The organism is Oribacterium sp. oral taxon 078 str. F0263 (assembly GCF_000469565.1).
Lineage (GTDB): Bacteria > Bacillota > Clostridia > Lachnospirales > Lachnospiraceae > Oribacterium.
Map to the genome: position 1 here is coordinate 1 of NZ_KI273102.1, position 23,859 is coordinate 23,859.

The 23,859-nt window shown below is 53.7% G+C and carries 24 protein-coding genes; 17 read left to right on the forward strand and 7 right to left on the reverse strand.

The genetic code is table 11. The features are described from left to right. The 6 genes from HMPREF1986_RS03910 to HMPREF1986_RS03940 all read left to right on the forward strand — a co-directional run. On the forward strand, nucleotides 1-1,212 hold a 1,212-nt coding region (locus tag HMPREF1986_RS03910), incomplete at its 5' end, for a transglutaminase-like domain-containing protein (protein WP_021773472.1). Then, nucleotides 1,213-1,839 (forward strand): alpha/beta hydrolase, encoded by a 627-nt coding sequence (locus HMPREF1986_RS03915; protein WP_021773473.1) that lies wholly within the window; start codon nucleotides 1,213-1,215, stop codon nucleotides 1,837-1,839. 158 nt (nucleotides 1,840-1,997) lie between these two features. Further along, entirely contained in the window at nucleotides 1,998-2,771 is a 774-nt protein-coding gene (locus HMPREF1986_RS03920; protein WP_021773474.1) for a hypothetical protein, read from the forward strand. Between the two features lie 65 nt (nucleotides 2,772-2,836). After that, the gene (locus tag HMPREF1986_RS03925) at nucleotides 2,837-3,319 is read left to right on the forward strand and encodes a YcxB family protein (protein ID WP_021773475.1); all 483 of its coding nucleotides are present in this window, start codon (nucleotides 2,837-2,839) and stop codon (nucleotides 3,317-3,319) included. A gap of 228 nt (nucleotides 3,320-3,547) precedes the next feature. Then, nucleotides 3,548-3,970 (forward strand): PPC domain-containing DNA-binding protein, encoded by a 423-nt coding sequence (locus HMPREF1986_RS03935; protein WP_036599260.1) that lies wholly within the window; start codon nucleotides 3,548-3,550, stop codon nucleotides 3,968-3,970. A 34-nt stretch (nucleotides 3,971-4,004) separates the two neighbouring features. Next, nucleotides 4,005-4,502: a hypothetical protein gene (locus tag HMPREF1986_RS03940; protein ID WP_021773478.1), complete on the forward strand. Its 498-nt coding sequence runs from the start codon at nucleotides 4,005-4,007 to the stop codon at nucleotides 4,500-4,502. Between the two features lie 116 nt (nucleotides 4,503-4,618). On the opposite strand, the gene HMPREF1986_RS03945 is transcribed toward HMPREF1986_RS03940, so the two are convergent. Continuing rightward, the gene (locus HMPREF1986_RS03945) at nucleotides 4,619-4,996 is read right to left on the reverse strand and encodes a pyridoxamine 5'-phosphate oxidase family protein (protein WP_021773479.1); all 378 of its coding nucleotides are present in this window, start codon (nucleotides 4,994-4,996) and stop codon (nucleotides 4,619-4,621) included. A 144-nt stretch (nucleotides 4,997-5,140) separates the two neighbouring features. Between HMPREF1986_RS03945 and HMPREF1986_RS03950 the strand changes: the two genes are divergently transcribed. Both HMPREF1986_RS03950 and HMPREF1986_RS03955 read left to right on the forward strand, forming a co-directional pair. Then, complete coding sequence (locus HMPREF1986_RS03950) at nucleotides 5,141-5,644, forward strand: RrF2 family transcriptional regulator (protein ID WP_021773480.1); 504 nt, start codon at nucleotides 5,141-5,143, stop codon at nucleotides 5,642-5,644. Nucleotides 5,645-6,105: 461 nt separating this feature from the next. Next, nucleotides 6,106-6,552 carry a flavodoxin domain-containing protein gene (locus HMPREF1986_RS03955; RefSeq protein WP_021773482.1) on the forward strand — a complete coding sequence of 149 codons (447 nt, stop codon included), beginning with the start codon at nucleotides 6,106-6,108 and terminating at the stop codon, nucleotides 6,550-6,552. An 88-nt stretch (nucleotides 6,553-6,640) separates the two neighbouring features. Here HMPREF1986_RS03955 and HMPREF1986_RS03960 read toward each other — a convergent pair whose 3' ends face one another. Both HMPREF1986_RS03960 and HMPREF1986_RS03965 read right to left on the reverse strand, forming a co-directional pair. Next, on the reverse strand, nucleotides 6,641-7,210 hold the full coding sequence (locus HMPREF1986_RS03960) for a chromate transporter (RefSeq protein ID WP_021773483.1): 570 nt from the start codon (nucleotides 7,208-7,210) through the stop codon (nucleotides 6,641-6,643). Further along, nucleotides 7,207-7,932: a chromate transporter gene (locus HMPREF1986_RS03965; protein ID WP_021773484.1), complete on the reverse strand. Its 726-nt coding sequence runs from the start codon at nucleotides 7,930-7,932 to the stop codon at nucleotides 7,207-7,209. The genes HMPREF1986_RS03960 and HMPREF1986_RS03965 overlap by 4 nt, the downstream gene beginning before the upstream one ends. Nucleotides 7,933-8,110: 178 nt before the next feature. On the opposite strand from HMPREF1986_RS03965, the gene HMPREF1986_RS03970 reads away from it, so the two are divergent. The 8 genes from HMPREF1986_RS03970 to HMPREF1986_RS04005 all read left to right on the forward strand — a co-directional run bounded on the left by HMPREF1986_RS03970 (nucleotide 8,111) and on the right by HMPREF1986_RS04005 (nucleotide 17,296). Continuing rightward, complete coding sequence (locus tag HMPREF1986_RS03970; protein WP_021773485.1) at nucleotides 8,111-9,193, forward strand: ABC transporter ATP-binding protein; 1,083 nt, start codon at nucleotides 8,111-8,113, stop codon at nucleotides 9,191-9,193. Next, the gene (locus HMPREF1986_RS03975; RefSeq protein ID WP_051273869.1) at nucleotides 9,165-10,001 is read left to right on the forward strand and encodes an ABC transporter permease; all 837 of its coding nucleotides are present in this window, start codon (nucleotides 9,165-9,167) and stop codon (nucleotides 9,999-10,001) included. The genes HMPREF1986_RS03970 and HMPREF1986_RS03975 overlap by 29 nt, the downstream gene beginning before the upstream one ends. Then, nucleotides 10,001-10,795, forward strand: coding sequence for an ABC transporter permease (locus HMPREF1986_RS03980; RefSeq protein WP_021773487.1), 795 nt, complete (start codon nucleotides 10,001-10,003; stop codon nucleotides 10,793-10,795). Before HMPREF1986_RS03975 ends, HMPREF1986_RS03980 begins: the two co-directional genes overlap by 1 nt. Continuing rightward, entirely contained in the window at nucleotides 10,792-11,907 is a 1,116-nt protein-coding gene (locus HMPREF1986_RS03985) for an ABC transporter substrate-binding protein (protein ID WP_021773488.1), read from the forward strand. Before HMPREF1986_RS03980 ends, HMPREF1986_RS03985 begins: the two co-directional genes overlap by 4 nt. A gap of 142 nt (nucleotides 11,908-12,049) precedes the next feature. Continuing rightward, entirely contained in the window at nucleotides 12,050-13,126 is a 1,077-nt protein-coding gene (locus HMPREF1986_RS03990; RefSeq protein WP_009216229.1) for a lactonase family protein, read from the forward strand. Between the two features lie 3 nt (nucleotides 13,127-13,129). Next, nucleotides 13,130-14,209, forward strand: a complete 1,080-nt coding sequence (gene aroC, locus HMPREF1986_RS03995) for a chorismate synthase (protein WP_021773490.1) — start codon at nucleotides 13,130-13,132, stop codon at nucleotides 14,207-14,209. Between the two features lie 95 nt (nucleotides 14,210-14,304). After that, on the forward strand, nucleotides 14,305-15,741 hold the full coding sequence (gene proS, locus HMPREF1986_RS04000) for a proline--tRNA ligase (protein ID WP_021773491.1): 1,437 nt from the start codon (nucleotides 14,305-14,307) through the stop codon (nucleotides 15,739-15,741). 283 nt (nucleotides 15,742-16,024) lie between these two features. After that, nucleotides 16,025-17,296, forward strand: a complete 1,272-nt coding sequence (locus tag HMPREF1986_RS04005; RefSeq protein WP_021773492.1) for a CCA tRNA nucleotidyltransferase — start codon at nucleotides 16,025-16,027, stop codon at nucleotides 17,294-17,296. Here the strand turns inward: HMPREF1986_RS04005 and HMPREF1986_RS04010 are convergent. Together HMPREF1986_RS04010 and HMPREF1986_RS04015 are read right to left on the reverse strand one after the other, a co-directional pair. Beyond that, a complete protein-coding gene (locus HMPREF1986_RS04010; protein ID WP_021773493.1) occupies nucleotides 17,285-18,016 on the reverse strand; it encodes a DUF6796 family protein in 732 nt (243 codons plus the stop codon). The genes HMPREF1986_RS04005 and HMPREF1986_RS04010 overlap by 12 nt on opposite strands. 120 nt (nucleotides 18,017-18,136) lie before the next feature. After that, entirely contained in the window at nucleotides 18,137-18,718 is a 582-nt protein-coding gene (locus HMPREF1986_RS04015) for a TetR/AcrR family transcriptional regulator (RefSeq protein ID WP_021773494.1), read from the reverse strand. Nucleotides 18,719-19,475: 757 nt separating this feature from the next. Between HMPREF1986_RS04015 and HMPREF1986_RS04025 the strand changes: the two genes are divergently transcribed. Then, nucleotides 19,476-21,221 carry an ABC transporter ATP-binding protein gene (locus tag HMPREF1986_RS04025; RefSeq protein WP_021773497.1) on the forward strand — a complete coding sequence of 582 codons (1,746 nt, stop codon included), beginning with the start codon at nucleotides 19,476-19,478 and terminating at the stop codon, nucleotides 21,219-21,221. A gap of 279 nt (nucleotides 21,222-21,500) precedes the next feature. On the opposite strand, the gene HMPREF1986_RS04035 is transcribed toward HMPREF1986_RS04025, so the two are convergent. Together HMPREF1986_RS04035 and HMPREF1986_RS04040 are read right to left on the reverse strand one after the other, a co-directional pair. Further along, the gene (locus HMPREF1986_RS04035) at nucleotides 21,501-22,517 is read right to left on the reverse strand and encodes a tyrosine-type recombinase/integrase (RefSeq protein WP_021773499.1); all 1,017 of its coding nucleotides are present in this window, start codon (nucleotides 22,515-22,517) and stop codon (nucleotides 21,501-21,503) included. A gap of 18 nt (nucleotides 22,518-22,535) precedes the next feature. Beyond that, the gene (locus tag HMPREF1986_RS04040; RefSeq protein ID WP_021773500.1) at nucleotides 22,536-23,837 is read right to left on the reverse strand and encodes a restriction endonuclease; all 1,302 of its coding nucleotides are present in this window, start codon (nucleotides 23,835-23,837) and stop codon (nucleotides 22,536-22,538) included. Between the last annotated feature and the right edge of the window lie 22 nt (nucleotides 23,838-23,859).

Genomic DNA, 23,859 nt, shown 5'->3' on the forward strand with positions numbered 1-23,859 from the left:
CAACCTCGTCATGTTAATCCGAGAATCCAGGATACACGGGAGGAAGCGCTGGGATTGCTGCGGCGTTATATTCCGGATTTCTCGGAAGAGCGTTTTGACGCACTGCTTGCAGAGGGGAAAATCTTCTGGAGATATCTGGATGGGAGTCCGCATTATTTCGGGCGCTTTTTTGACTCCCTCTGTAAGACGGAGCCTTATTTTTCCGAAGAAGCGGCAAAGCGGGGCTATTCCGCAGTGGGAAGCGATGTGGAACTTTTGCGGGAAAGTGCAGAGAAGATGCAGCGCGTCGGGAAGCTCAGTGTGCGCCTCCGCGTGCGGGCGGAGCTAAAGCTGGAGCAGCATTTGTATCGGGAAGGAGCTCTGCTTTGGGCATCGCTTCCCATTCCGCGGGATACGGAAGAGCAGAGCGATATCCAGCTTAAGGAGTTCTGCGCGGGCGGACAGATCGGCGCGTCAGATGCCGAGCAGCGCGTAGTCTTCTGGGAGGAAAGGCTGCGGGAAAACCACGCCTTCAGTCTGCAGTACAGCCTTTTGCATACGGAAAGCTACCGGGATTTATATACGCCTGCGGAGGAGCTGGAGGCAGGAAAGGGGGCTGAAATAGAAGAGGGAGGTCTCCCCGGCTCGACGGGAACTTATATCCGCCTGCTGGCGGAGCGGCTCACAGAGGGCGTGAAGGAGCCGCTCTCAAAAGCGAAGCGCTTCTATGATTTTATTACAAAGAGGGTGCGCTACAGCTTTATGCCCTCCTACTTTTGTCTTGACAGAATGGCAGAGCGCTGTGCCTCGGACCGCGTCGGGGACTGCGGCATCCAGGCGCTTCTCTTTCTATCACTTTGCGAGGCGGCAGGTATTCCCGCGCACTGGGAGAGCGGCCTTAAGACGGAGCCGGGCTTCATTGGGGCGCACGACTGGGTGCGCTTTTACGTCGGAGAGTATGGCTGGCGCGCGGCGGATCTCTCCTATGGGGGTGCGGCCTGGCGGCGCGGAGATATGCGGATGCATCGCTTTTATTTCGGAAATGTGGATCCGTGGCGCGCGGCGGCAAATGCATGCTTTATGGGAGAGACCGGCTTTCCGGAGCCGGAATTCCGCGCTGATCCATACGACAATCAAGTGGGAGAGATGGCGCTCGACGGGCAGGGGCTTCGCTATGAGGACTTCACCCGAGGGAAGGAGATCATCGCGGCATATGAGGAGAAAGAAGAATAGATGAGACGGGAAGGGGAAAGCGTTCTTTTGTATATCCATGGGAAAGGAGGAAGCGCGGAGGAGGCGGGACACTACAGAAAGCTCTTTCCATTCTGCGATATAGTCGGTCTTGATTATAAAAGTTTCACACCCTGGGGAGTAGGGAAGGAAATCAGAGAAAGGGTCCATTCATTAAAGGGAAAATGCAAAAATATATTCCTGATCGCAAACAGCATCGGCGCGTTCTATTCGATGAATGCGGGAATTGAGAGGGATATTATCCACGCATGGTTTATCTCTCCCATCATTGATATGGAGAGGCTGATCACAGATAGGATGAAGCAGGTAAATCTCAGCGAGTCGGAATTGAGAGAAAAAGGCGTCATTAAAACCGACCTCGGAGACGAGCTGTCATGGGAATATCTCTGTTATATTCGAAAGAATCCGATCGAATGGAAGGTCCCGACGGATATCCTGTATGGCAGTGAGGACGGTCTGACGCCTCTGGATGCGATAACGGCTTTTTCGAAAAACGATCGGAGAAGCCTTACTGTCATGAAAGGCGGTGAGCACTGGTTTCATAGCAAGGAGCAGATGCAGTTTCTGGATGAATGGATCCAAAGGACATCGAAAACGCTGCGGACTTAAGTTAAAGGCGCCCGGAAAGCAGGAACAGGAGAGGGAGATTCGATTGCGTTTTAGGTCAATGACCCATTGCTTGCTCCGGTGCTTTTGCAGATTATTTCGAATCCGTGTATAATAATGATTGCAGATCACAATATTATGTTTTTGAAGGGGGAAGAGGAATGAAAGCAGTTTTTGAAGACGCGGGACTTGACTACGAGCTCCCGGGGAAATACCGGCTGCATGTTGACAGCGAGGGGATCAGATATGAGTCGGCCAATGGGAAGAAATCTCTCAATATAAAATTTGCGGAGCTTGCTTCCCTGTTTTTGCTCGGGTACTGCAACTCGAATCGGAATTATACGGTGACCTTTCGCAATGCGGAGGGAAAGGCGATCGGAGAGATCAACACGGATGTGCGTGATGTCGGCCATCAATATGATAATATCCGCGAGACGAAATCGATCCTGATCGCCTTCGCGGAGAGCAGGCTGGGGAAAGCCTTTCCCGATAATATCGATCAGCTGGATCTGAGCCTTGCCTTAAGCCTGAAGGAAAAGGAGATCAGGCTTAAGGCGGGAAGCCTCGTCGGAGCAAAGCATCAGGTGAAGCTTTCCGATATCCGAAGGGTCAAGTGTGTCGGAAACGGCGCCTTAAACAGTCTTCTTGTCTTCACAAAGGAAAAGGGAGGCTTCTTTGATCTGCCGGATATGAGGGTCCCGGTCAATGAGCTGACCTTGCCGGTTTTGGAAGCGGTTATGGCAAAGAATACCGGAAGGGGGATTGATTTCAGCCAGGGGAATGGCTTTGATCAAAAGACCAGCGATTATATCCTCGAACGCTATATGAATTCTACCTTTTTCATGAACGAGGACGGAAGCGTGAGTGATGACTGGCATAGAATTGCCTATGAACATATCGCTGCACACCAGGAGGATATCACACTACTGGAGTAAGCGGCGGGGACAGTCATAGGGGCGGCAGTTGACAGCCGGGGCTTTATCGTGAGGAGAGGAGGCGTATGAAAGAGGCATATGAGACATCGATTGAAATGAATTATACGGAATACAGGAAGATGTGCCAGGTACTGAATGGCAGGAGAATCATCATTCTCGCCATAATTATATCGGGAATCCTGCTGGCCTCAGGACTGTTTCTTCTGATCATGGGGAGCAGTGTTGCGGGAGGATTTTTTCTGGTGCTTACGGCGGGATACCCGCTCCTTTTATGGGGAGTATTTACTCATTCTGCACGAAAGAGTTTTTCTTCACAAAAGCTGATTCAGAACCAGCACATCCGTTATGAGTTCCTTGAGGACCACTTCATCGTCTATACGGATACCAGCAGAGCGGAAATCCGATATCCTATGCTCTATCGGATCATAGAGACAAAAACAAACTTTTATCTTCTTTTAGGGCCGAATCAAAGCTTTGTGGTGAAGAAGGAGAACTGCTCCGGGGAACTGACGGCGTTTCTGGGAGAGCTTCGGAAACGTCACAAATGATATAGAGCATGGGCCTGCCGCTTTTGATCAAAAAGAGCAACCCGCTCTCATCCCTGATCCATGGCGGAAGGCGGATCTGTCGGCATGTGATCCGCATATCCGTCGGAGCTTCAGGGAAAGAGGAAAGATGCCGCAGGGAACGCGGGAAATGCGGAGGATGCAAAAACGCGGGTCAGCGCTTTGTCGGCTTTGTCCATCGCGGAAGGATTTATTTTAGAGGAGGTTTTTATGAAGTATAAGAAATTCGGGGAATACTATGTCATCCGCTTCGACCGGGGGGAAGAGCTTGTCAAAGGTCTTCTGGATTTTTCGGAGAAGGAGGGAGTGAGGCTTGGCATCGTCAGCGGGATCGGAGCTGCCGACTTCATGGATGTCGGGCTGTACAGCGTGGAGGAGAAGGAATACCATTCTGTGGAGCTCAGGGGGGAGATGGAGATCACCGCGCTGAATGGAAATATCACGGAGATGGAGGGAAAGCCCTATCTGCATCTCCATATCAGCGCCGGGAATTCGAAGATGCAGGTGCAGGGCGGGCATCTCCGCGCGCTCAGAATCTCCGGCACCGGAGAGGTCTTCGTCACGGTGATTGAAGGCACGGTGGGACGGGAGAAGGATGAGAAGGGGACCGGACTGAATGTCTTTTCTCTTTGATGGAAATTGATGGAAATGGAAGAGGAGGCTTCCTATGGGGGATTACGGAAAATTTAAATGGGTATTCCGGCTTTTAAAGTCGAAAGAGGGAAGAAAGGTAGTGCTGATCCCGCTTATTATCATGATCGTATTTTCCGGATATGAAATTTATCAGATGGAGTTTAATTCTAAACCGGAAATAACAGAGATGCAGGACGGAAGCGGTGAGATAAAGCTCAGCAAGAGAAGTGAGCTGGCTGCCTTCAAACTGCCAAAAGAGACCGGGGAGATCAGAGATATCCTCGGGGAGGATGCGAAGGTAAGATCGTATGATGTATTCTGTGATAAGGAGCATCATATAAAATCCGCTATGCTAAGCATAAAGGCCGATGAGACGAAGGCGCAGGAGATCATGGCTTCTTACAAAGATAAATACAGTCTCGAGGAGGGAGCTGCGGACCTTAGCGGCAGTGCAGAGGGATACGAGATGTGGATTCACTACGATGCAAATGACCACAGGATAGATATTGATCTGAAAAAAAGCAGTGACTAAGCCGCCTTCCGGGCTTAGGATACAATACCTCGGATAAGGCGGCTTTTCTTTTCTTCAATTCAATGGCGGAAAGGGCAGGAAAATCATGAGGGCGGCAGATTTTTGATCCGGAATCCTCAGATGATCTGGCGGCAGCTGTCCGCGGAAAAGACCAGTACGCGGCTTATCCATTCACACTGCTTCTTCATCCGCTCATAAAGCTCTCCCTCCTTTAGGAAGCGACCAGTGCCGGTCAGAAGGAAACCGGTTCCCATCCCCATTTTCCCCTGAACCTGATCGCTTCCCAGAGTGAGCTCCATGCAGGGATGATCCGCCGCATTTTTTTCTGTCTTATGGAAGCCATAGCATGGGATCAGGATTTTTTCATCCTCTGTGATAATCAGGTATTTGTTCCAGGTATTCGCGATATGCGGCTTTCCCTCTGCCGAGACTGTCGCAAGAGCTGCGATTCCCGGATGAGAGAGGCAGTCACGGAAAGTTTCGTTGAAGAGCATGATTTTCTCCTTTCTGATAATAAGCGATAGTTTCTATCGGCGATTGTTTTTGTCGGGAATCACTGTATACTACTTCTGATGGATCTTCAATCGCAAAATTTTATCCGCATTATGTAGGATCCGTGCGATCAGGGAGGATCGGCTATGAAATTTTCCGTCGCGGTCGAATATGCTCTCCATGGTCTGATCTATATGGCCGGACTCGAGGAGAACAAAAGCATTCGTATTCAGGACATGTCCCGCTTCCAGGGAATCTCGGAGAGCTATCTCTCTAAAACCTACGCAAAGCTCGCGAAGGCGGGCATTATTTCTTCTGCTGCAGGGGCCAAGGGCGGATACCGCCTGTCCAGGCCGGCGGAGCAGATCAGCTTCTGGGATGTGATCGAAGCGATTGAAGGGAAAGAGCCGCTTTTTCGCTGTGAAGAGCTGCGCTGTAAGTCCATCAGTGTCAATATAGATGCTCTCCCCGAGGAATATACCAATACCCCCTGCCTCATCAGCAGGGTGATGCATGATGCCGAGAATGAAATGAAACGATACCTTTCCGGGAAAAATATCGGCTGGCTGTACGATCAGGTTTTTAACCGAAAATTCTCTCCGGAGGAGAAGGAGAGGGCGCTGCGCTGGTTCCGGGAGCACAGCAATTAGGGGAGAGCTGATCCGCGCCCGTCCCGGGAGCTTCAGCTCATACAGCTTCCGTATGCCGGAAGAAGCGGCAGACTCCGATGCTTTCCGGCGTCGGCCGCTTCCTTGACAAGCCTCGGATGAGTTTGTATAACAGGCTTTGAGGATAGAGGATGCAGCATATTTGGAATGGAGATCCCGGGCTTTGGACATCCCGCCGGGGATGGAGTGATGGATCAATATCCGCTCTGCGGCTTCCGGTCTTTTGATCGTTGCAGACCGGGCCCGGCAGAAGGCGGACTCTGAGGAATCCTCCGGGAAAGAAGCGGCGTCTTCCCGATGCCAATGCGGGAGGCGCGGGAGAAGGCGGGTCATGAGAGAGCGGAGTTCTGTGTCTGTCTGTGATTGTCTGTGATTGCGATAGCTTTCCGGGGAATCGCGGGAAGCGGGATCTTGCAGAGGCTCTTTGAGAGAAAGGAGATTATATGGCGACAGCGATCTGTTTCTATTCGAAGCATCATGGCAATACCAAAAAGCTTCTGGATGCGATTCGGGAAGCGGAGGGGTCGGTTGAGCTCATCGATATCACGGAGCAGAAGAAGGCGGATCTGTCCGGCTACGACAGGATCGGCTTCGCGTCGGGAATATACTATGGCGGCTTTGCGAAGCAGCTCATCAGCTTTCTCAGGGAGAATCTGCCGGAGAATAAGCCGGTCTTTTTCCTGTATTCCGCGGGGAAGGGCGTAAGCGACGGCTTTTGCCGGAGGATTGGCGCGGCCGCAAAGGAGAAAAATGCGAAGCTTCTCGGGAGCTACGGCTGCAAGGGCTTTGATACCTTCGGACCGCTCAAGCTGATCGGAGGAATGAGGAAGGGACATCCGGATGCAAAGGAGATCCAGGGTGCTGTGGACTTTTATAAAAATCTGGGATAAGGCTTGACGGCTGAAGCAAGGCGGCACGAAGGACTTCGTTCTGTGCTCTATCCCTTCCTTTAATACATAAATGCCGGGGAGGGACGGCTCAGACCCTAAAAAGCAGCAGAGCGCAGCGGGAAAAGAGCTCCATGAGGCCGCAGAGGAGCATGACAAGGATAGGGTCCCTTTTGAATTTTCGCAGGAGGACGAGGGCCGCGAGAAAGAGAAAGAGGGCGCGCATATCGAGCCTGGGGGAGGCGCTGAGAGAGGGGAAGAGAGTCGGCAGGAGGATGAAGAGCCCGGCGGAGAGAATCATTGCGATCACGGCGGGGCGAAGCGCCTGCAGAATCCCCTGGAGGAGAGAGAGGGAGCGGAAGCGCAGGTAGAGAAAGGCGAGCAGGGTGACGAAGAGGCAGGACGGAAGTACGACTCCGATCGTTGCGATCAGCGCCCCCGGTATGCCGGCCACCTGGTTTCCGATAAAGGTGGCCGCGTTCACCGCGATGGGGCCGGGGGTCATCTGGGAGATGGTGACAAGGTCTGTGAAATCATTCGCACTGAGCCAGCCGTATTTCGTGATGACCTGCTGCTGAATGAGCGGCATCGCGGCATAGCCTCCGCCAAAGCTGAAGGCGCCGATCTGTAAAAAAGCCAGGAAAAGCTGCCAGTAGATCATCTTTCCTCCTTCTTCTTTTTTTCCCCCTCTGTTTCCTGCTTTTTGCTGTGGCAAGAGGCTGCGCCGCATCCTTCCGGATCGGAGGGGAGCGGCGTTTTCGCTGTCTTTTTGAGTATTTTCTCTTGAAGCAGGGTCCGGATGAGGCCGCATAGTGCCGCGATCAGGATGATGCAGCTCACATTGACCCGGAAAAAGTAATTGGCAATGAAGCTCCCGACGAGGAGCAGGAGCTTTACCGGGTCCCGTTCCTTCACAAGCTCGGAGCCCATGTCATAGACTACGGACAGGATCACGGCGCTGACACCGGACTTCATGCCGCTTAAGAGGGACTGCGCGACGAAGTTCTCCCGGAAGAAGTCGTAGAAGAAGGAGATCAGCGTCAGGATGCAAAAGGGAGGGAGCACGGCTCCGAGGACGGCAAAGAGGATGCCGGGGATGCCGCAGAGCTTATAGCCGACGACAATCGCGCCGTTTACGGCGATCGCGCCCGGGGAAGACTGCGCGATCGCGACGAGATCCAGCATCTCCTCCTCGTCGATCCAGTGGAGCTGATCCACGAATTTATTCTTGAGGAGCGTGACGATCACATAGCCTCCGCCGAAGGTAAAGGCGCTCAGGTAGAGGGTAGAGAGGAAGATGCGGGACAGCCGGTAGGGGAGAGAGCGCCTTTCGGGGACAGTTTTCGAAGCGTTCTCTTTCTTTTTTTCTGGGATTTTTTCCACTTTTTTCCTCTCTTATTTCTTTTCTTTTTCAGAGCTTTCCCGCGAGCCGCTCTTTTTTCGAAGCTCATTTTATCAATAAATTTCGGGGGGATCAATAGCGCTTGTATTTACAGCGCTTTTTGATAAAATACAATCAACGCCGCGGGAGCGGTAAAGGGAAGAAGGAGGTTTTTATGAGTTGGAAAGAGCGCTGATTGATTTAAAGGGAATCACCAAATTATTTGACGGGGAGATCATCCTGGATGAACTGAATCTTTCGATCCGGGAGAACAGCTTCGTCACACTGCTGGGACCTTCCGGCTGCGGCAAGACTACGACGCTTCGGATCATCGGGGGCTTCGAGAGGCCGGACAGAGGACAGGTTTTTTTTGAGGGGCGGGATATCACGGACCTTCCGGCGAACAAGAGACAGCTGAATACGGTTTTTCAAAAATATGCGCTGTTTCCGCACATGAATATCTTTGAAAATATTGCCTTCGGACTCCGAATACGGAAGAAGCCGGAGAGCTATATCCGGGACAAGGTCCGCTATGCTCTGAAGCTTGTGAATCTGGTGGGCTATGAGAAGCGGAGCATTGATTCTCTCTCCGGAGGGCAGCAGCAGAGGATCGCGATCGCGCGGGCGATCGTAAATGAGCCGAGGCTTCTCCTTTTGGATGAGCCGCTCGGGGCACTGGACCTGAAGCTTCGCCAGGAGATGCAGTATGAGCTGATCCGCCTCAAAAACGAATTGGGGATTACCTTTATCTATGTCACCCACGATCAGGAGGAGGCACTCACGATGTCCGACTATGTCGTGGTGATGAATCAGGGCTATATCCAGCAGGCCGGCACCCCGGAGCAGATCTATAATGAACCGGAAAACGCCTTTGTCGCGGATTTCATCGGAGATTCCAACATCGTCCCGGGACTCATGCTGGAGGACCGGCTGGTCCGGATCTTCGGCGCGGTCTTTCCCTGTGTGGACAGCGGCTTCGGGCGGAACCGTCCGGTGGATGTCGTCATCCGCCCGGAGGATGTGGAAATCCTGGAGAAGGAGGATCCGAGGGCGATTCTGCATGGCGTCATGAGCCACAGCATCTTCAAGGGGGAGATGTATGAGATGGAGTGTACTACGGAGAACGGCTATGAATGGCTGATTCACTCTACGGAGCTCCATGAGGTGGGAACTGAGGTTGGTCTCTATGTGAAGCCCTCCAACATTCAGATCATGAATAAGCCGGCTTCGGAGGATGAGGAGGCCATCGGCGTTGAAGAGTAAGAGGATGAAACTGCTGGCGCTGCCCTATCTCGTCTGGATGGTCGGCTTTATCGTAATCCCGCTGCTTCTCGTGTGCTTCTATGGCTTCACCGATCAAAGCGGCAGCTTTACGCTTGAAAATATCGCGGAGATTCTGGTCCGGGAGAATTACCGGCCGCTCTGCCTCGCACTGCTTCTCTCCGCTGTGAGCACGGCGATTTGCTTCCTCGCGGCCTTTCCGCTCGCTCTGATTCTGAGAAGCAGGAAGATCGGAAGGGGCTCTTTTGCCGCCTTCCTCTTCATCCTGCCGATGTGGATGAATTCCCTGCTCCGGATCCTGGCCTGGCAGACCCTCCTTGAGAGAAAAGGGGTCCTGAACGGGATCCTCGCGGCCTTGCATCTCCCGGGGCAGAGACTGATCAATACGCCCTATGCGATCATACTGGGTATGGTCTACGACTTCCTGCCCTTTATGATCCTTCCGATCTACAATACGCTGAGTAAGATCGATGACAATACAATCAATGCGGCCTATGATCTCGGAGCGAGCATTCCGACGACGATTTTTCGGGTGATTCTGCCTCTGTCCGTCCCGGGCATCGTATCCGGCGTGACGATGGTCTTTGTGCCGGCCCTGACTACCTTTGCAATTTCAGATATCCTGGGGGGCGGGAAGATATTCCTGATCGGAAATGTGATCGAGCAGGAGTTCGTGCTGAACTCGAACTGGAATCTGGGCTCGGCGCTCTCCATGGTCCTGATGCTCTTTATCATCCTGTCCATGGCGCTTTTGTCCCGCTATGACAGTGGAGAGGGGGCGATGTTCTGATGAAGAGAGGGAAAAAGCTCCTCGAGAACAGCTATCTGATTCTGGTGCTGCTCTTCCTCTACGCGCCGATCCTTGTGCTGTCGGCGCTCTCCTTCAATGCCTCCCGTTCGAGAGTGCGCTTTACGGGGTTTAGTCTTCGCTGGTACCGGGAGATGTTCTCCGATCCCGCAGTCCTCCTCGCCCTTCGGAATACGCTGCTCATCGCCCTTGGCTCCGCCCTTTTCGCGACGCTGCTCGGGACGATGGCGGCGATTGCTCTTCGGAGCATGAGGAAGCTGAGCAGAAATCTCGTGCTCGGGATCACCAATGTCCCGATGCTGAACGCAGACATCGTGACCGGAATTTCCTTGATGCTTTGCTTTATTGCGTTTCGGATCAGCCTGGGCTTTCAGACGATCCTGATCTCGCACATTACATTGAATCTTCCCTATGTGATCCTCTCGGTGCTCCCAAAGCTCAAGAAATCATCCAATGTGAGCTTTGAGGCGGCGCTGGATCTCGGCGCGGGTCCGGTCTACGCCTTCTTTCGCGTGGTGCTCCCGGATATCATGCCCGGTGTGCTCTCCGGCTTCCTTCTCGCCTTTACGATGAGCCTCGATGACTTCATTATCACGCATTTTACGAGAGGGGCCGGCATCAACACGATTTCCACCCTCGTCTACTCGGAGCTTCGCCGCGGCATAAAGCCGAGCATGTACGCGCTCTCTACCATGATCTTCGCCGTCGTTTTCCTTGTGCTCCTTTTTGTCAACTTTGCGCCGGCCTGGTTCTCCGGGAAGGAGGAGAAAAAGTGAGAAAAGCTTCCGCTTTGTATCTTTTTTCGCTCTGTCTTCTTTTGGTTTTCCTCGGACTTTTTCTCTCCTCCTGCGGAAAAAGCGCGGAAAAAGAGGAGAAGGAGCAGGGCGGGGAAAATGTCGTGAATGTCTACAACTGGGGGGAGTATATCGATCCGGAGGTCATCTCCCTCTTTGAGAAGGAGAGCGGGATCCATGTGGTCTATGATCTCTTTCAGACAAACGAGGAGATGTATCCCGTCATCGAGGCGGGGGCTGTGCGCTATGACGCGGTCTGTCCCTCTGACTATATCATTCAAAAGATGATGAAGAACGGCCTTCTCCGGGAGCTGGACTACGACAGGATCCCGAATATCCGGGAAATCGGGGAGGAATACGAGAGGATGTGCGCGGAATTCGACCCGGGAAACCGCTACACGGTCCCCTATACCTGCGGTACGGTCGGCATCATCTATAACAAGGGGATGCTGGATGCCCTGGGCGTCCCGTATCCGACGAAATGGGCGGATCTCTGGGATCCCCGCTTAAAGGGGGAGATCCTGATGCAGGATTCCGTCCGGGACGCCTTTATGGTGGCGCTGAAGAAGGACGGCTCTTCCATGAATACCGTGGAGGATCAGGAGCTCGACCGGGCGAGGGATGAGCTGATCCGGCAGAAGCCGCTGGTGCAGGCCTATGTCGTCGATCAGGTCCGGGACAAGATGATCGGAGGAGAGGCGGCGGTCGGCGTGATCTATTCCGGGGAGATGCTCTATATCCAGGGAGAGGTCGAGGGCAGCGGCATGGACTTGGAGTATGTGATCCCGGAGGAGGGGACAAATCTCTGGATGGACGGTTGGGTTATTCCGAAGAACGCGCCCCACTGGGAGAATGCGGAGAAGTGGATCAACTTCCTCTGTCGGCCGGATATCGCAAAGAAAAACTTTGAGTACATCACTTATACGACGCCGAATGAGGGCGCATATCGGCTCCTCGACAAAAGTTATACGGAGAATAAGGCGCTCTTTCCGGATATGGGAGAGCTTCTGAAAAAGGGAGAGGTGTACCGCTATCTGGGGGAGGCGGAGGAGGCGAAGTACAATAAGCGCTGGAAGACTGTCAAGGTGAGCTGAGAGCGCGGTATTCTCGGATCTTGGTGAAGGCGGAGACAGAGAGAAGGCAGGGCCGGATATCGGCCAGGCCGGCATTTCCGGATTTCAGCGAAGCCGGGCGCAGAGGGCACGGCAGCGCTGCTTTTTCTAAGGAGGCAGAAGGATGAAGAAAAGATACGCGGCTTATGTGGGCTCCTATTCCTATACCGGCTCCGCGAAGGGGATTACGATCTGCGATGTGGATCCCGAAAAGGGGATTCTCAGGAAGCGGACCGAGGTGGAGGTGAATAATTCCTCTTATCTTGTGGCCTCGCGGAATCAGAAGACGCTCTACTCGATCGCGGATGAGGGTGTGGTCTCCTTCCGCATCCTGGAAAATGGAGCTCTCTCCCGCCTGAACTGTCGGAATATCCGCGGCATGAGGGGCTGTCATCTCGCCATCGATCAGAAGGATGAGTATCTGATCGTATCCGGATATCACGATGGGAAGGCGACGCTTTTACAGCTCGAAAAGGACGGCTCCGTCGGGCCCATCATCGACGGCGTCTATGACAAGGGGATCGGCTCCGTCGCCGAGCGGACCTTTCGTCCCCATGTCTCCTGCTCCCGCATGACGGACGATCAGAAGTATATCCTGGTGGCGGATCTCGGCATCGATCAGGTCCGCATCTTCCGCTTCGACAAACCGGACGGGAAGATGCGCCAGATCGATACGCTCCGCTGTGAGCTTCAGTCCGGCCCGAGGCACTTCCGCTTTAGCCCGGACCGGAAGTTTCTCTATCTCATGTATGAGCTGAAAAATGTCGTCGATGTCTACCGCTTTTCGGAGGAAAAGGGAGGGAATGACGTCCTTCTCGAGCGGATTCAGACGGTCAAGACCCACAGCGATCCGGAGAATAACCCTCTGATTGCGGCCTGTCAGATGCGCTTTTCGCCGGATCCGGAGGCCAGGCATCTCCTCGTCTCCAATGCCGGGATCAACACAGTATCCGTCTATGACCGGGACGAGGAGAGCGGCCTCCTCACGATGAAGGGCTCTCTTCCGATCGGAGGCGAGTATCCGAAGGACTTTTGTATCTTCCCGAATGAAAAGCATATCGCGGTCGCGAACAATGAGTCGGGGACCATCACCTTCTTCTCCGTGGATTATGAGAGGGGATTGCTTGTCATGAGCGCAAGAGAGCTCGAGATCGATGAGCCGAACTGCATCTGCATGGTGCGGCTCCCGCAGGAGGGCTGATTTATGGCGGGAAATATCTTCGGAAAGCTCTTCCGCATCGCGAGCTTCGGAGAGTCCCATGGTCCGGCCCTCGGCGTCGTGATCGACGGCTGCCCGGCGGGACTTTCCCTGACGGAGGAGAAAATTCAGGCCTTTCTGGACCGAAGAAGGCCGGGGCAGGGCTTCGGGAGCACGGCGCGGAGAGAGGGGGACCGGGTCGAGATCCTCTCCGGCGTCTTCGAGGGGAGGACGAGCGGGACCGCTATCGCCATGCTGGTCCGGAATGCGGATCAGCGCTCCAAGGATTACGAGGAGCTTCGGGATGTCTTTCGCCCCGGGCACGCGGACTATCCCTTTCAGGAAAAGTACGGTCTCCGGGACTTTCGGGGAGGCGGGAGATCCTCCGGGAGAGAGACCGTTGCGAGGGTCGCGGGAGGTGCCGTCGCAAGCCTGATCCTCTCGGAGCTCGGCGTATCGGTTCACGCCGAGCTCACAGAGCTTGCGGGAGAGGAGTTTGTGAGCGAAGAGGGGAGGAAGAGGGCGGAGAAAAAGCTTTCGGAGCTCCGGAAGGAGGGGGATTCCGCGGGGGGTGTCGTCACTTTATCCGTAAAGGGACTTCCCGCGGGGATCGGGGAGCCGGTCTTTGACAAGCTGGACGCGAGACTTGCGGAGGCGATGCTGTCGATCGGAGCGGTGAAGGCGCTGGAATTTGGAGCAGGGGAGGAGAGCGCGAGGATGCGGGGCTCGGAGAACAACGACTCCTTTCTGCCCGCTTTTTCCTCCGGAGGGGAGGAGGACGGGCAGAGAAAGGGGACGCTTCGGAAAGAAAGCAATCACTCCGGAGGAGTTCTCGGAGGCATGAGCGACGGTTCAGAGCTTTTGCTCCGTGTCTTTTTTAAGCCGACGCCCTCCATCGGACTTCCGCAGCGGACGGTCGATCGCTGGGGGCGGGAGAGGGTAATCGCGATCTCCGGCCGCCATGACCCGACGGTTTCCATCCGTGCCGCGGTCGTCGTCGAGTGCATGGCCGCGCTGGTTCTCCTCGACGGCATGATGGAGAATGCGCTCTCGCGGCTCGATCAGCTGAAGAAAATCTATCCCTGAGCTCTTTTCAGCAGAGACTTGAAGAGGAATTAAAGTGCGGCTATAATAAAAAGAGTGACTTATGGCAGGGAAATTTTCACAGAAAGGCAAAGACTATGGCGGAAAAGAAGCTGGTAGAGCAGATCACTCCGATGTCGGAGGATTTCGCGCAGTGGTACACAGATATTGTGAAGAAGGCGGAGCTTGCGGATTACTCCTCCGTGAAGGGCTTTATGGTGATCCGACCGGCGGGCTATGCGATCTGGGAGATGCTCATGCAGGCGCTGGACAGCCGCTTTAAGGCGAGCGGTGTGCAGAACTGCGCGATGCCGATGCTGATCCCGGAGTCTCTCCTCAGCAGGGAGAGTGAGCACGTGGAGGGCTTCGCCCCCGAGGTGGCCTGGGTGACGATGGGCGGAAAGAAGAGGCTGGAGGAGAAGCTCTGTGTGCGCCCGACCTCTGAGGTGCTTTTCTGTGATTATTACTCAAAGATCGTGAAATCCTATCGGGATCTGCCCCAGCTTCTGAATCAGTGGGTCTCGGTCATCCGCTGGGAGAAGACCACGAGGCCCTTCCTCCGGACGAGGGAATTCCTCTGGCAGGAGGGACACACGGTCCACGCCACCGCGGAGGAGGCGGAGGAGCGCACGATTCTGATGCTCAATATCTATAAGGATGTCGCGGAGAACGAGATGGCGATTCCGGTCGTGAGCGGAAGAAAGACGGACAAGGAGAAGTTCGCCGGCGCGATCGCAACCTATACCATCGAGGGGCTGATGCACGACGGACAGGCGCTGCAGTGCGGAACCTCCCATAATTTCGGAGATGGCTTCGCGAAGGCCTTCGGGGTGCAGTTCCTCGACAAGGACAATCAGCGAAAGACGGTGCACCAGACCTCCTGGGGCTTTACGACCCGGATGATCGGCGCTCTCATCATGGTGCATGGGGATGACTCCGGACTGAAGCTTCCCCCGAGGATCGCGCCGACACAGATCATGATTGTACCTGTGCAGCAGCAGAAGGAAGGGGTTTTGGACAAGGCCTTTTCTCTCAGGGAGAGGCTCATTCAGGCGGGATTCCGCGTCAAGGTCGATGACTCCGACCGCTCCCCGGGCTATAAGTTCGCAGACTGTGAGATGCGGGGCATTCCGCTTCGCCTCGAGATCGGACCGAGGGATATCGAAGCAGGACAGGCCGTTCTGGTCCGCCGGGATACGGGGGAGAAGCTCACAGCTCCTCTCGATGGGCTGGAGAAGGAGTGCGGAGAGCTCCTGGAGCGGATCCAAAGCGATATGCTGGAGCGCGCGAGGAGGTTTATGAAGGAGCGCACGACCGACGCGAAGAGCTTAGAGGAGCTGGTGTCCTCCATCGACCGCCGGCCCGGCTTCGTCCGCGCGATGTGGTGCGGCTGCCGGGAGTGCGAGGATAAGCTGAAGGAATACTCCGGCATCAGCGCCCGCTGCATCCCCTTTGAGCAGGAGAAGATCTCCGATCACTGCGTCGTCTGCGGAAAGCCCGCATCGAAGATGGTCTACTGGGGAAGAGCGTATTGATTTCGCGGAGCTCCGCCGCATGGCGGGGCTCTTTTACTGTATCAGTTTCCGTCAAGCAGGCAAATGCGAGGCAAGCTTGCTTGCGGGTATTTGACGGGACAACAGGTATGAGCATGAAGCGCTGCTGCTTTTTGCAGCGTGAAATGCGAATACCTGTCAGCGTCACGGGAGCTGCGGAGGCAGCGAAGTGACGCTGAGACGGATACCCATACTTATGTTGACGTCATAGTGTGGGATAGATGTTTACTGTATCAGTTCCCGTTTAGAGGGAGAGGCGTTTGTGATGCAGAGGATTGAGCTTCCGGACGGGGTGCAAAGAATCATCGGAAGACTGGAGAGCGCCGGCTTTGAGGCCTATGCCGTCGGGGGCTGTGTGCGGGACAGTCTTCTCGGAAGGACGCCGGAGGACTGGGATATCACGAGCTCCGCGCGCCCGGAGGAGCTGAAGGGCCTTTTTAAGAGGACGGTGGATACCGGAATCCAGCACGGAACTGTGACCGTTCTGATCGGAGGAGGGGAGGGCGGCGAACGGGCGCAGGCCTTCGAGGTTACAAGCTATCGGGTCGACGGGGAGTATAAGGATGGAAGGCATCCGGAGTCCGTCCGCTTCACCCCCTCTCTCTCGGAGGATCTTTCGAGGCGGGATTTTACGATCAATGCGATGGCCTACAATGAGAAAAGCGGGATCGTGGATCTCTTTCAGGGCATGGAGGATCTTGAGAGAGGAGAGATCCGTGCAGTGGGAGAGGCGGAGCTTCGCTTCCGGGAGGACGCGCTTCGGATGCTCCGGGCGCTCCGCTTCTCGGCGCAGCTTCGCTTCCGTATCGCTCCGGGGACGCTGGAGGCGGTTCGAAGCCTCGCACGGGGACTTTCCAGGGTATCGAAGGAGCGGATCCGGGAGGAGCTCACAAAGCTCCTCCTCTCGGACAATCCGGAGCAGATGGAGCTTGTGTTTCAGACCGGACTCGCCCCCTATGTCTCAGAGCATTTTCCGGAGATCGCGTCTCCCTCTCTCCCCGAGCTCTCGGGAGATATGGAGAGAGAGGCCTTTCTTCGCTGGGGGATGCTCCTTCGGGGAAGAGAGCAGCTTGCAAAGCGGATCCTCCGGGAATTGAAGATGGACCGGGCGACGATCGATCGAGCGGGCTCGATCGCGGCTCTCCACGGAGAAAGGATCCCGGAGGAAGCTCCCGAAGCAAGGAGGCTTCTCTCCCGCTATGGGGAGGAACTTTTCTTTTCCTGGCTTTCCATGGAGGAGGCGCTCGCCCTGCATTTCCCGAGGGAGAGGGAGGCTCCGCTTTCCGGAGAGAGAAGGCAGGGGAAAATCCGAAGGGCGCGCGCCCTCGGAGAGGAGATCCTGAAAAACGGGGACTGCCTCTCCCTTTCTGCCCTTATGGTTAACGGGGAGGATCTGGCAGAGCTCGGGATTCCGAGGGGGCCGGAGTACAGCGCTGTCCTCCGCGCCCTTCTCTCCGAGGTGCTGGAGGATCCGAAGAGGAACCGCCGCGAATACCTGAGAAAGAGAGTGAAGGAGATCCGGGGCTTAGCGCACTGATTCCTCTCTTTCTTCGCTTCCTTTCGGACAACAGAGCAGGAGCATCAGAAACATCCATAGATTTCCAATGCTGATCTCCGATGTAAGCATTCCATTCTCAAAGGCGGAACTCCCCGGGAGCAGAACAAAAAGAGAGCTGCAGAGAATCCCGATAAAAATATTAAAGAAAGCGGCATAGCGGGGATAAGGGGTTTTTCTCTGAAAAAAGGCGATGAACTGAGATAGGTTCATCAGCATAAAGCCGAGCATAAAGAGGAGATAGACCGGGAGCAGGAAGTGGTACTGAAAGTCAGATGCGATGACAAGGGCTGCCTCTTCATTGAGAGCAGAGATTCTCTTAAAGAGGAACATCAATACGCTGCAGTTTAAGTGCACGCCGCAGCAGCCCCACGCGAGATAGCAAAGCATTCCTGCCCGAAACAGTGTGGAGAGCCGGGGACTCTTTCTCCGGATTAAAAGATAGATCTGGTAGAAGCCGATGCATTCTGCGGCGATGCCGACTACGCCGAGCAGTCCTCCTGCTAATATCCTGCTCTCCGGAATTCGGAGGGCATACTCCAAGAGACGGTAGCGGCTCGCTTCTGCACCATTTAAGCTGACGGCGCCGAGTAAAAGGTCGCCGATCAAGGTGAGGACAGCCGCAAAAAGACCGATCAAAAGACCCCTTCGATAGGATGAACCTGCTCCGCAGAGTCCGCGCGTTTCCTGAGTCATTTTCATAAAAAGCTCCTTTCTTAGTATTTGTTGGTGTTTTCCGGCCTTACATAACAAGTGTTATGTAAGGCCGGAAAGAAAAGAAACTCGCCTTGCGGGTTTCTTTTCTTTCCGAAATCCTCTTTTTTACTCCTCCCTTAGGAGAGCGAGAAAACCGGATTCCGCATAGATTCTCATCTTCTGCACCAGCGCGTTCGCAAGAGGCAGAGGGTAATCATGATCGATCAGCTCCAGATAACCTGCCATTCTCATTTTCACAAGGATGCGGATCAGCTCCGGATCGGCTCGCTGCCCCCGCTGCTTTTCGTAGAACTCCAGAAAGCCCTCCTGTAGCTGTTTCTCCAGAATTTTCCCGAAATCACGGTATTTCGTCTCTCCGGCGCAGCCAAAGAGAAGCTTTATCTCTTTTCTGTGATGAATGAGGTATTCCAGAATTTCGGATTCGTTTCTCTCACTGCTGCTGATATCGGAAAGCTCTCTTTCCCGGCTCAGCTGAAGCATATCGAGAAGATGTTCATAGCTTCCCTTTACGATATTTTCCAGGAGATCCCTTTTGTTCCGGAAGAAAAAGTACAGAGCTCCGGTCGTCACTCCGACCCTCGAACAGATGTCTCGAACGGATGCACCCCGATATCCCTTTTCCAGAAACTCCTCTGTCCCGGCCCGAAGGAGAAGCCCTCTTACATTCTGCCCCGCTCTATCCTCCATCTCCCCCCGCCTTTCCGGAATCAGGAAAATCTCTCCGGCATTTTATCGTCTTGCGCTGGCTTGCTGAGGCCAGGCAATTTTTCAGCCCCGGTCTTTCATCCGCCGTCCGCCGTGCTGCTATGGGAAAAATACGAGGAAAGCTCGAAAAAATGCAGACGGAGGAAACGACGCAGAAGCCGCAGGACGGAAAATCGTGAAAAGCAGCCTTTGCAGCAAAATCAATATATTCCTTCCGGGGTGAGACGTCAATAATTTTTTATGCCGTTCCGGGAAGCCGTAAACACCTTAAATGACCGTCCTTGCGGCCATTCTGCATGGAAGCGGGACGGTGCGGAAGGAGAATATAGCTGCAAAAAAGCGCCGACAAAGCGGACAGCAGGTATACGGAAGAGAGCTGCGTCAGCGGCTTCGGCGAAGCGATGAGAAGCCTCCATGCCTGCCGAAGCGATGGGACTTTTGGCAGAGGTATTGCATGGAGGGATAGCAGCTGTTATGATCTTCCGAAAGGGAACCGGAGCTTCGGGAAGCTTCCGGAGGATGAGAAGAAAGCATGAGGACAAGAAGAAAGCATGAGGACAAGAAGAAAGCATAAGGATGAGAGGGAAGCATGAGGATGAAAAGGAAGCATGCAGAAGTCTGGCGGGAATGGATCAGCGATGCAAGGGCTTAAAAGAACGGAAGCGGCAGCCGGGACTGTCATGATAGGGATGCTGCTCTTAAGGGCTACTTAAGGGATATTTAGAGGGGGGAGGCAGCTGTGACGACGGAGGATTTTCAGAGGAAGAGCGAGTTTTCCATCCTGTTTTCTTATTTCAGGCCGCACTGGAAGCTTTTCCTTTTGGATATGGCGGCTGCTCTTATGATTTCCATCATCGACCTGTCCTTTCCCTTTGCCTCCCGGCTCTGCCTCTACTACCTTCTCCCGAAGCAGGCCTTCCGGGCCTTCTGGGCGATCATGGGGCTTTTTCTCCTGCTCTTTCTGCTCCGGGGTCTTCTGAACTTCGTGATCACCTTCTTCGGGCACAATTTCGGAATCCGCGTGGAGACGGATATCCGAAGGGACCTCTTTCGCCACATGCAGGAGCTCGGCTTCCGCTACTATGATGAGACGAGGACCGGACAGCTTCTGAGCCGGCTGACTGCGGATCTTTTCGATATCACGGAATTTTCTCACCATGCGCCGGAGGACCTCTTTGTCTCTTCCGTCACGATCATCGGGGCACTTATCCTCATGTTCCGCATCCAATGGAGGCTCGCCCTTGTGATCGCGCTGATGCTCCCTGTCTTTCTCCTTTTGATCTGGAGCTGCAGGATCTCCATGCGGAACGCTTCCCGGAGGGTAAAGGCCGTGATCTCCGGGATCAATGCTGACTTCGAGTCGGAGATCTCCGGCATCCGGACGACAAAGGCCTTCGCGAATGAGGAGAAGTCCCTCGAGCGCTTCGACCGGGCCAATATCCGCTATCAGGCGGCGAAGGTCTCCTATCATCTTGCGATGGCGCGCTTCTTCTCGGTTCTTGAATGCAGTCTTTCGATTCTTCCGCTCGCGGTGATCTCGGCCGGCGGAGCGCTGATCATGATGGGGAGACTGGATCTGATCGACCTCATCACCTTCAGTCTCTACACGGCGACCTTCGTGAATCCGGTCCGAAAACTCGCGAACAGCTCCGAGCTGATCGCAAACGGCATGGCGGGGCTTCACCGCTTCACGGAGCTCATGCGGACGGAGGCGGAACTTCGGGACAGCCCGGATGCGGTCTCGCTCCCCTCGATCAGAGGGGAAATCCGCTTTGAGCATGTGGACTTTTCTTATAGGGAGGGGCGGGAGGTTCTCTCCGATGTAAACTTCCGGATCTCCCCCGGAGAAATGCTGGCTCTTGTCGGCTCCTCCGGCGGCGGAAAGACGACGATCAGTCAGCTGATCCCCCGCTTTTATGAGGTCAGCGCCGGGGCGGTCCTTCTGGACGGCTGCGATATACGTAAGATCCGGCAGGACTCCCTCCGAAGGGGGATCGGGATCGTGCAGCAGGAGGTCTTCCTCTTTGCGGACACGGTACTCGAAAATATCCGCTGCGGGCGCCCGGACGCATCATACGAGGAGGTGATCGAAGCCGCGAAACGGGCGGAGATCTATGAGGACATCCTCAGGATGCCGGATGGCTTTTTGAGTAATGTCGGAGAGCGCGGAGTCCTTCTCTCCGGGGGACAGAGGCAGAGAATCGCGATTGCCCGCATCTTTTTGAAAAATCCCCCTGTCTTGATCCTGGATGAGGCGACCTCGGCTTTGGACAGTGTCACGGAGGCGAGGATACAAAAGACCTTCGAGCAGCTCTCCCGCGGAAGAACCAGCATCGTCATTGCGCACCGCCTCTCGACGGTGAGGAATGCGGACCGGATCGCAGTCGTCGAGGACGGGAGGATCCGGGAGCTTGGAAATCACGAGGAGCTCATGAAAAGGGGAGGAGAATACGCGAGGCTGATCGAGAGCCAGAGACTGATATAGAAAAAAGGGACTGCTCGGAGGGAGATCTGACTTTTGCCGTTTTGCCGCTCCGACAGGAAAGGCTTTTACCTTGCGGCTTATACCCGCATCGGCTTAAGAGACGGCGGCATGGAAAGCCCCGGAAAGAGGAAGTATTTCTTTACGAAAAAGACGCCCGGAAAAATTCCGCGGCGTCCTTCGTCCGAGCGCGAGACGGGAATCGAACCCGGAAAGAAAATGGTTAAAACCCATTGTTATAAGCCGATATTTGAAAATCGTGACAGGATTCGTGACAAGATTTCATTTTAAGATTCGTTCCATTCGGTCGGCGAGGTCTTTTTTTGCCGCCTCGGAGCGCTTCTTCTGAGCATAGGAGTAGACCTTCCGCATGACTTGGCTTCCGGGGCGCCAGCCCCCTGCCTCTTCAACATATTGGTCACTCATGATTTCTCGGGCGGAGGCTGCGAAGTAATGCCGCAATTTGTGGAGGCTAAAATGTTCTATTCCCAAATGCTCTTCCACGGATGCGAGATATTCGTTGATTTGCCCGGGGGAACCGGAATAAATCCGCTCGGAGTTTATTTGATTTTCTTGGGAGTGGATCAGTGATGCGACATAGTGGGGGAGAATGATGGAGCGAGTAGAGAGTGCTGTTTTCGTGGACTTCAGTACCCATTTCCCATGGGGATCGATAACAAGGGCCTTAGAGATGGAAAGCGTGCGGTCTGTCAGGTCGGAATAACAGAGAGCGCAGACCTCTGATCGGCGAAGGCCCAAACACGCAAGCCATAGCGGGATCTCATACTTGGATCCCTTGGAATAATCCAGGATACGGCGCACGTCTTCCTCTTCTGGGACGTAAAAGGTATCTCGGGACTTTTGCGGAAGCGTAGCCGAAGCGGTAAAGGTAGGTATCTGAGATCGCATGACAGCACTTATAAATCCGCTCAGATTTCGCACGGATTTAGGACTATGGGAACTTGCATAGTCGTTAAGCAATATCTGTATGTCTTCTCGTCGAATGGAGTCAAGACGTAAGATCCGAAACGATTCAGGAATATTTCGCAAAATAGAGTAATATCCGGTGATAGTAGACTGCGAAAGGATAGCATTTTTAGAGGCGATATATCTCTCTGCGGCTTCGCCGAAGCGAATCCGGGAAGTGGGCTTTTCTGGACGATTTTGGATCATGGCAAAGAGAATCTTATCCGCCTGAGCTTTAGTTGGCTTATAGTCTAAGACCAAGGAATATACCTCCTTTTGGTAAGTCCTTCGAATGCGGTAATGCCCGGATTTGAGTTTTGTAATCGTTGCCATAGCAGAGATATTCCTTTCTTATTCGTTGCCTGGATGCCATTTATAAGCGCGCCGAAAGCCCATTGCCTCAGCCTCTTTTACCGTGAAAGCAAGAAACTCTCCTGGATGAAGGAGTTTCACTTGATCGTATTGTTGATCCATTGGTAGATGATAGATATGGGTCTTGTTTCCAGCACTGTCTCTTCCGATATTGCATTTTATGCGGGGAAAATCTCTAATGGGATAGTTTTCTTTGAATTGTATATGAAGGACCTTGGCGACTTTCCTGGCCATAATCGACAAAGAGGAGGAAGTAACGAATATGCCGACGACGGAAGAGATCGGAAGGCAATGTTCGATAGAATAGCAAACGAGAGATCCATACAGTTGAAAGATATGCTTTTCGTGAATCTGTTTTCTTTCGGACCAATATTTGCATTGAACAATCAGATAGCGGCCATCACGCTCAAGAATCAGGTCTCGCCCCATATCCTCCAGCCTCATAGCAGAGCCATAATAATCGACATGCCATCCCCCTTTTTGGTATTGCCATCCGACGAAGAGCTCATAATCCCGGCCGATCTGCCATTTGGTCTTTCGGTGGGAGCGAATATAATTGTCAAGCGCCAGCTGATTGCGGGCGCTTTCATTTAGACTCTGGTATTCTTCTTTGCTTAGATAGTCGCGAATGGGATCATAAGTCGGGATTTCTTTGGAATCTTTCACTGCCTCAGGAAGTTCGAAATAATTTACATCGAGGACATCCTGCAAGGAAGGGAAGAGTTTTAGAAGGTAATGCAAATTATATTCATACATCTTATATTTTTGGAGATAGGCCTTGGTCTCTGCCCGAATCTCTCGGATCGTCGCAATTTTCTCTCGGCGGGTCGCGCTATCTCCGTAGTCTAATGCTTTAATGTATCGCTTCAAATATCCGGTTTCAAGATCGGACTGGATTGCAGCAAGGTAGGGATAGACAGTTAGATTGGATAGAAAGATTCGATGATGTTCTTTTAGAGCGATCAATTCATCTGTCGCCTTTTTCTCAGATACTTTCAGCCTTCCGTTTTCTTCTTTTAATAGCGCGACGGATCTTTTGAGTGTGTGAATAAATTCTGTTTGATCCGCGACCCTGTGCTCAAGGGAGATCTTCTTGGAGCGGAATATATAATTTTCTTTCTGAAGATCACTAATCTGTTCTTTCAGTAAATCAATCTTACGATGCCGATATTTTTTCAGAAGCTTATGAAAGAACATAGTGACAAAAAATATAAGAACTATTAGAGCGAAGCTTAATACAACGAGGATCCCAACATCGATATCAATTCCCATTATATTCATAAAAAGCCTCTTAATCAGGATA

What these genes read in the sequence shown, in the direction of transcription:
- HMPREF1986_RS03915 (WP_021773473.1), top strand. Translation starts at nt 1,213, where the DNA reads ATGAGACGGGAAGGGGAAAGCGTTCTTTTGTATATCCATGGGAAAGGA.
- HMPREF1986_RS03920 (WP_021773474.1), top strand. Translation starts at nt 1,998, where the DNA reads ATGAAAGCAGTTTTTGAAGACGCGGGACTTGACTACGAGCTCCCGGGG.
- HMPREF1986_RS03925 (WP_021773475.1), top strand. Translation starts at nt 2,837, where the DNA reads ATGAAAGAGGCATATGAGACATCGATTGAAATGAATTATACGGAATAC.
- HMPREF1986_RS03935 (WP_036599260.1), top strand. Translation starts at nt 3,548, where the DNA reads ATGAAGTATAAGAAATTCGGGGAATACTATGTCATCCGCTTCGACCGG.
- HMPREF1986_RS03940 (WP_021773478.1), top strand. Translation starts at nt 4,005, where the DNA reads ATGGGGGATTACGGAAAATTTAAATGGGTATTCCGGCTTTTAAAGTCG.
- HMPREF1986_RS03945 (WP_021773479.1), bottom strand. Translation starts at nt 4,996, where the DNA reads ATGCTCTTCAACGAAACTTTCCGTGACTGCCTCTCTCATCCGGGAATC.
- HMPREF1986_RS03950 (WP_021773480.1), top strand. Translation starts at nt 5,141, where the DNA reads ATGAAATTTTCCGTCGCGGTCGAATATGCTCTCCATGGTCTGATCTAT.
- HMPREF1986_RS03955 (WP_021773482.1), top strand. Translation starts at nt 6,106, where the DNA reads ATGGCGACAGCGATCTGTTTCTATTCGAAGCATCATGGCAATACCAAA.
- HMPREF1986_RS03960 (WP_021773483.1), bottom strand. Translation starts at nt 7,210, where the DNA reads ATGATCTACTGGCAGCTTTTCCTGGCTTTTTTACAGATCGGCGCCTTC.
- HMPREF1986_RS03975 (WP_051273869.1), top strand. Translation starts at nt 9,165, where the DNA reads ATGAGGAGGCCATCGGCGTTGAAGAGTAAGAGGATGAAACTGCTGGCG.
- HMPREF1986_RS03980 (WP_021773487.1), top strand. Translation starts at nt 10,001, where the DNA reads ATGAAGAGAGGGAAAAAGCTCCTCGAGAACAGCTATCTGATTCTGGTG.
- HMPREF1986_RS03990 (WP_009216229.1), top strand. Translation starts at nt 12,050, where the DNA reads ATGAAGAAAAGATACGCGGCTTATGTGGGCTCCTATTCCTATACCGGC.
- aroC (WP_021773490.1), top strand. Translation starts at nt 13,130, where the DNA reads ATGGCGGGAAATATCTTCGGAAAGCTCTTCCGCATCGCGAGCTTCGGA.
- proS (WP_021773491.1), top strand. Translation starts at nt 14,305, where the DNA reads ATGGCGGAAAAGAAGCTGGTAGAGCAGATCACTCCGATGTCGGAGGAT.
- HMPREF1986_RS04005 (WP_021773492.1), top strand. Translation starts at nt 16,025, where the DNA reads ATGCAGAGGATTGAGCTTCCGGACGGGGTGCAAAGAATCATCGGAAGA.
- HMPREF1986_RS04010 (WP_021773493.1), bottom strand. Translation starts at nt 18,016, where the DNA reads ATGAAAATGACTCAGGAAACGCGCGGACTCTGCGGAGCAGGTTCATCC.
- HMPREF1986_RS04015 (WP_021773494.1), bottom strand. Translation starts at nt 18,718, where the DNA reads ATGGAGGATAGAGCGGGGCAGAATGTAAGAGGGCTTCTCCTTCGGGCC.
- HMPREF1986_RS04035 (WP_021773499.1), bottom strand. Translation starts at nt 22,517, where the DNA reads ATGGCAACGATTACAAAACTCAAATCCGGGCATTACCGCATTCGAAGG.
- HMPREF1986_RS04040 (WP_021773500.1), bottom strand. Translation starts at nt 23,837, where the DNA reads ATGAATATAATGGGAATTGATATCGATGTTGGGATCCTCGTTGTATTA.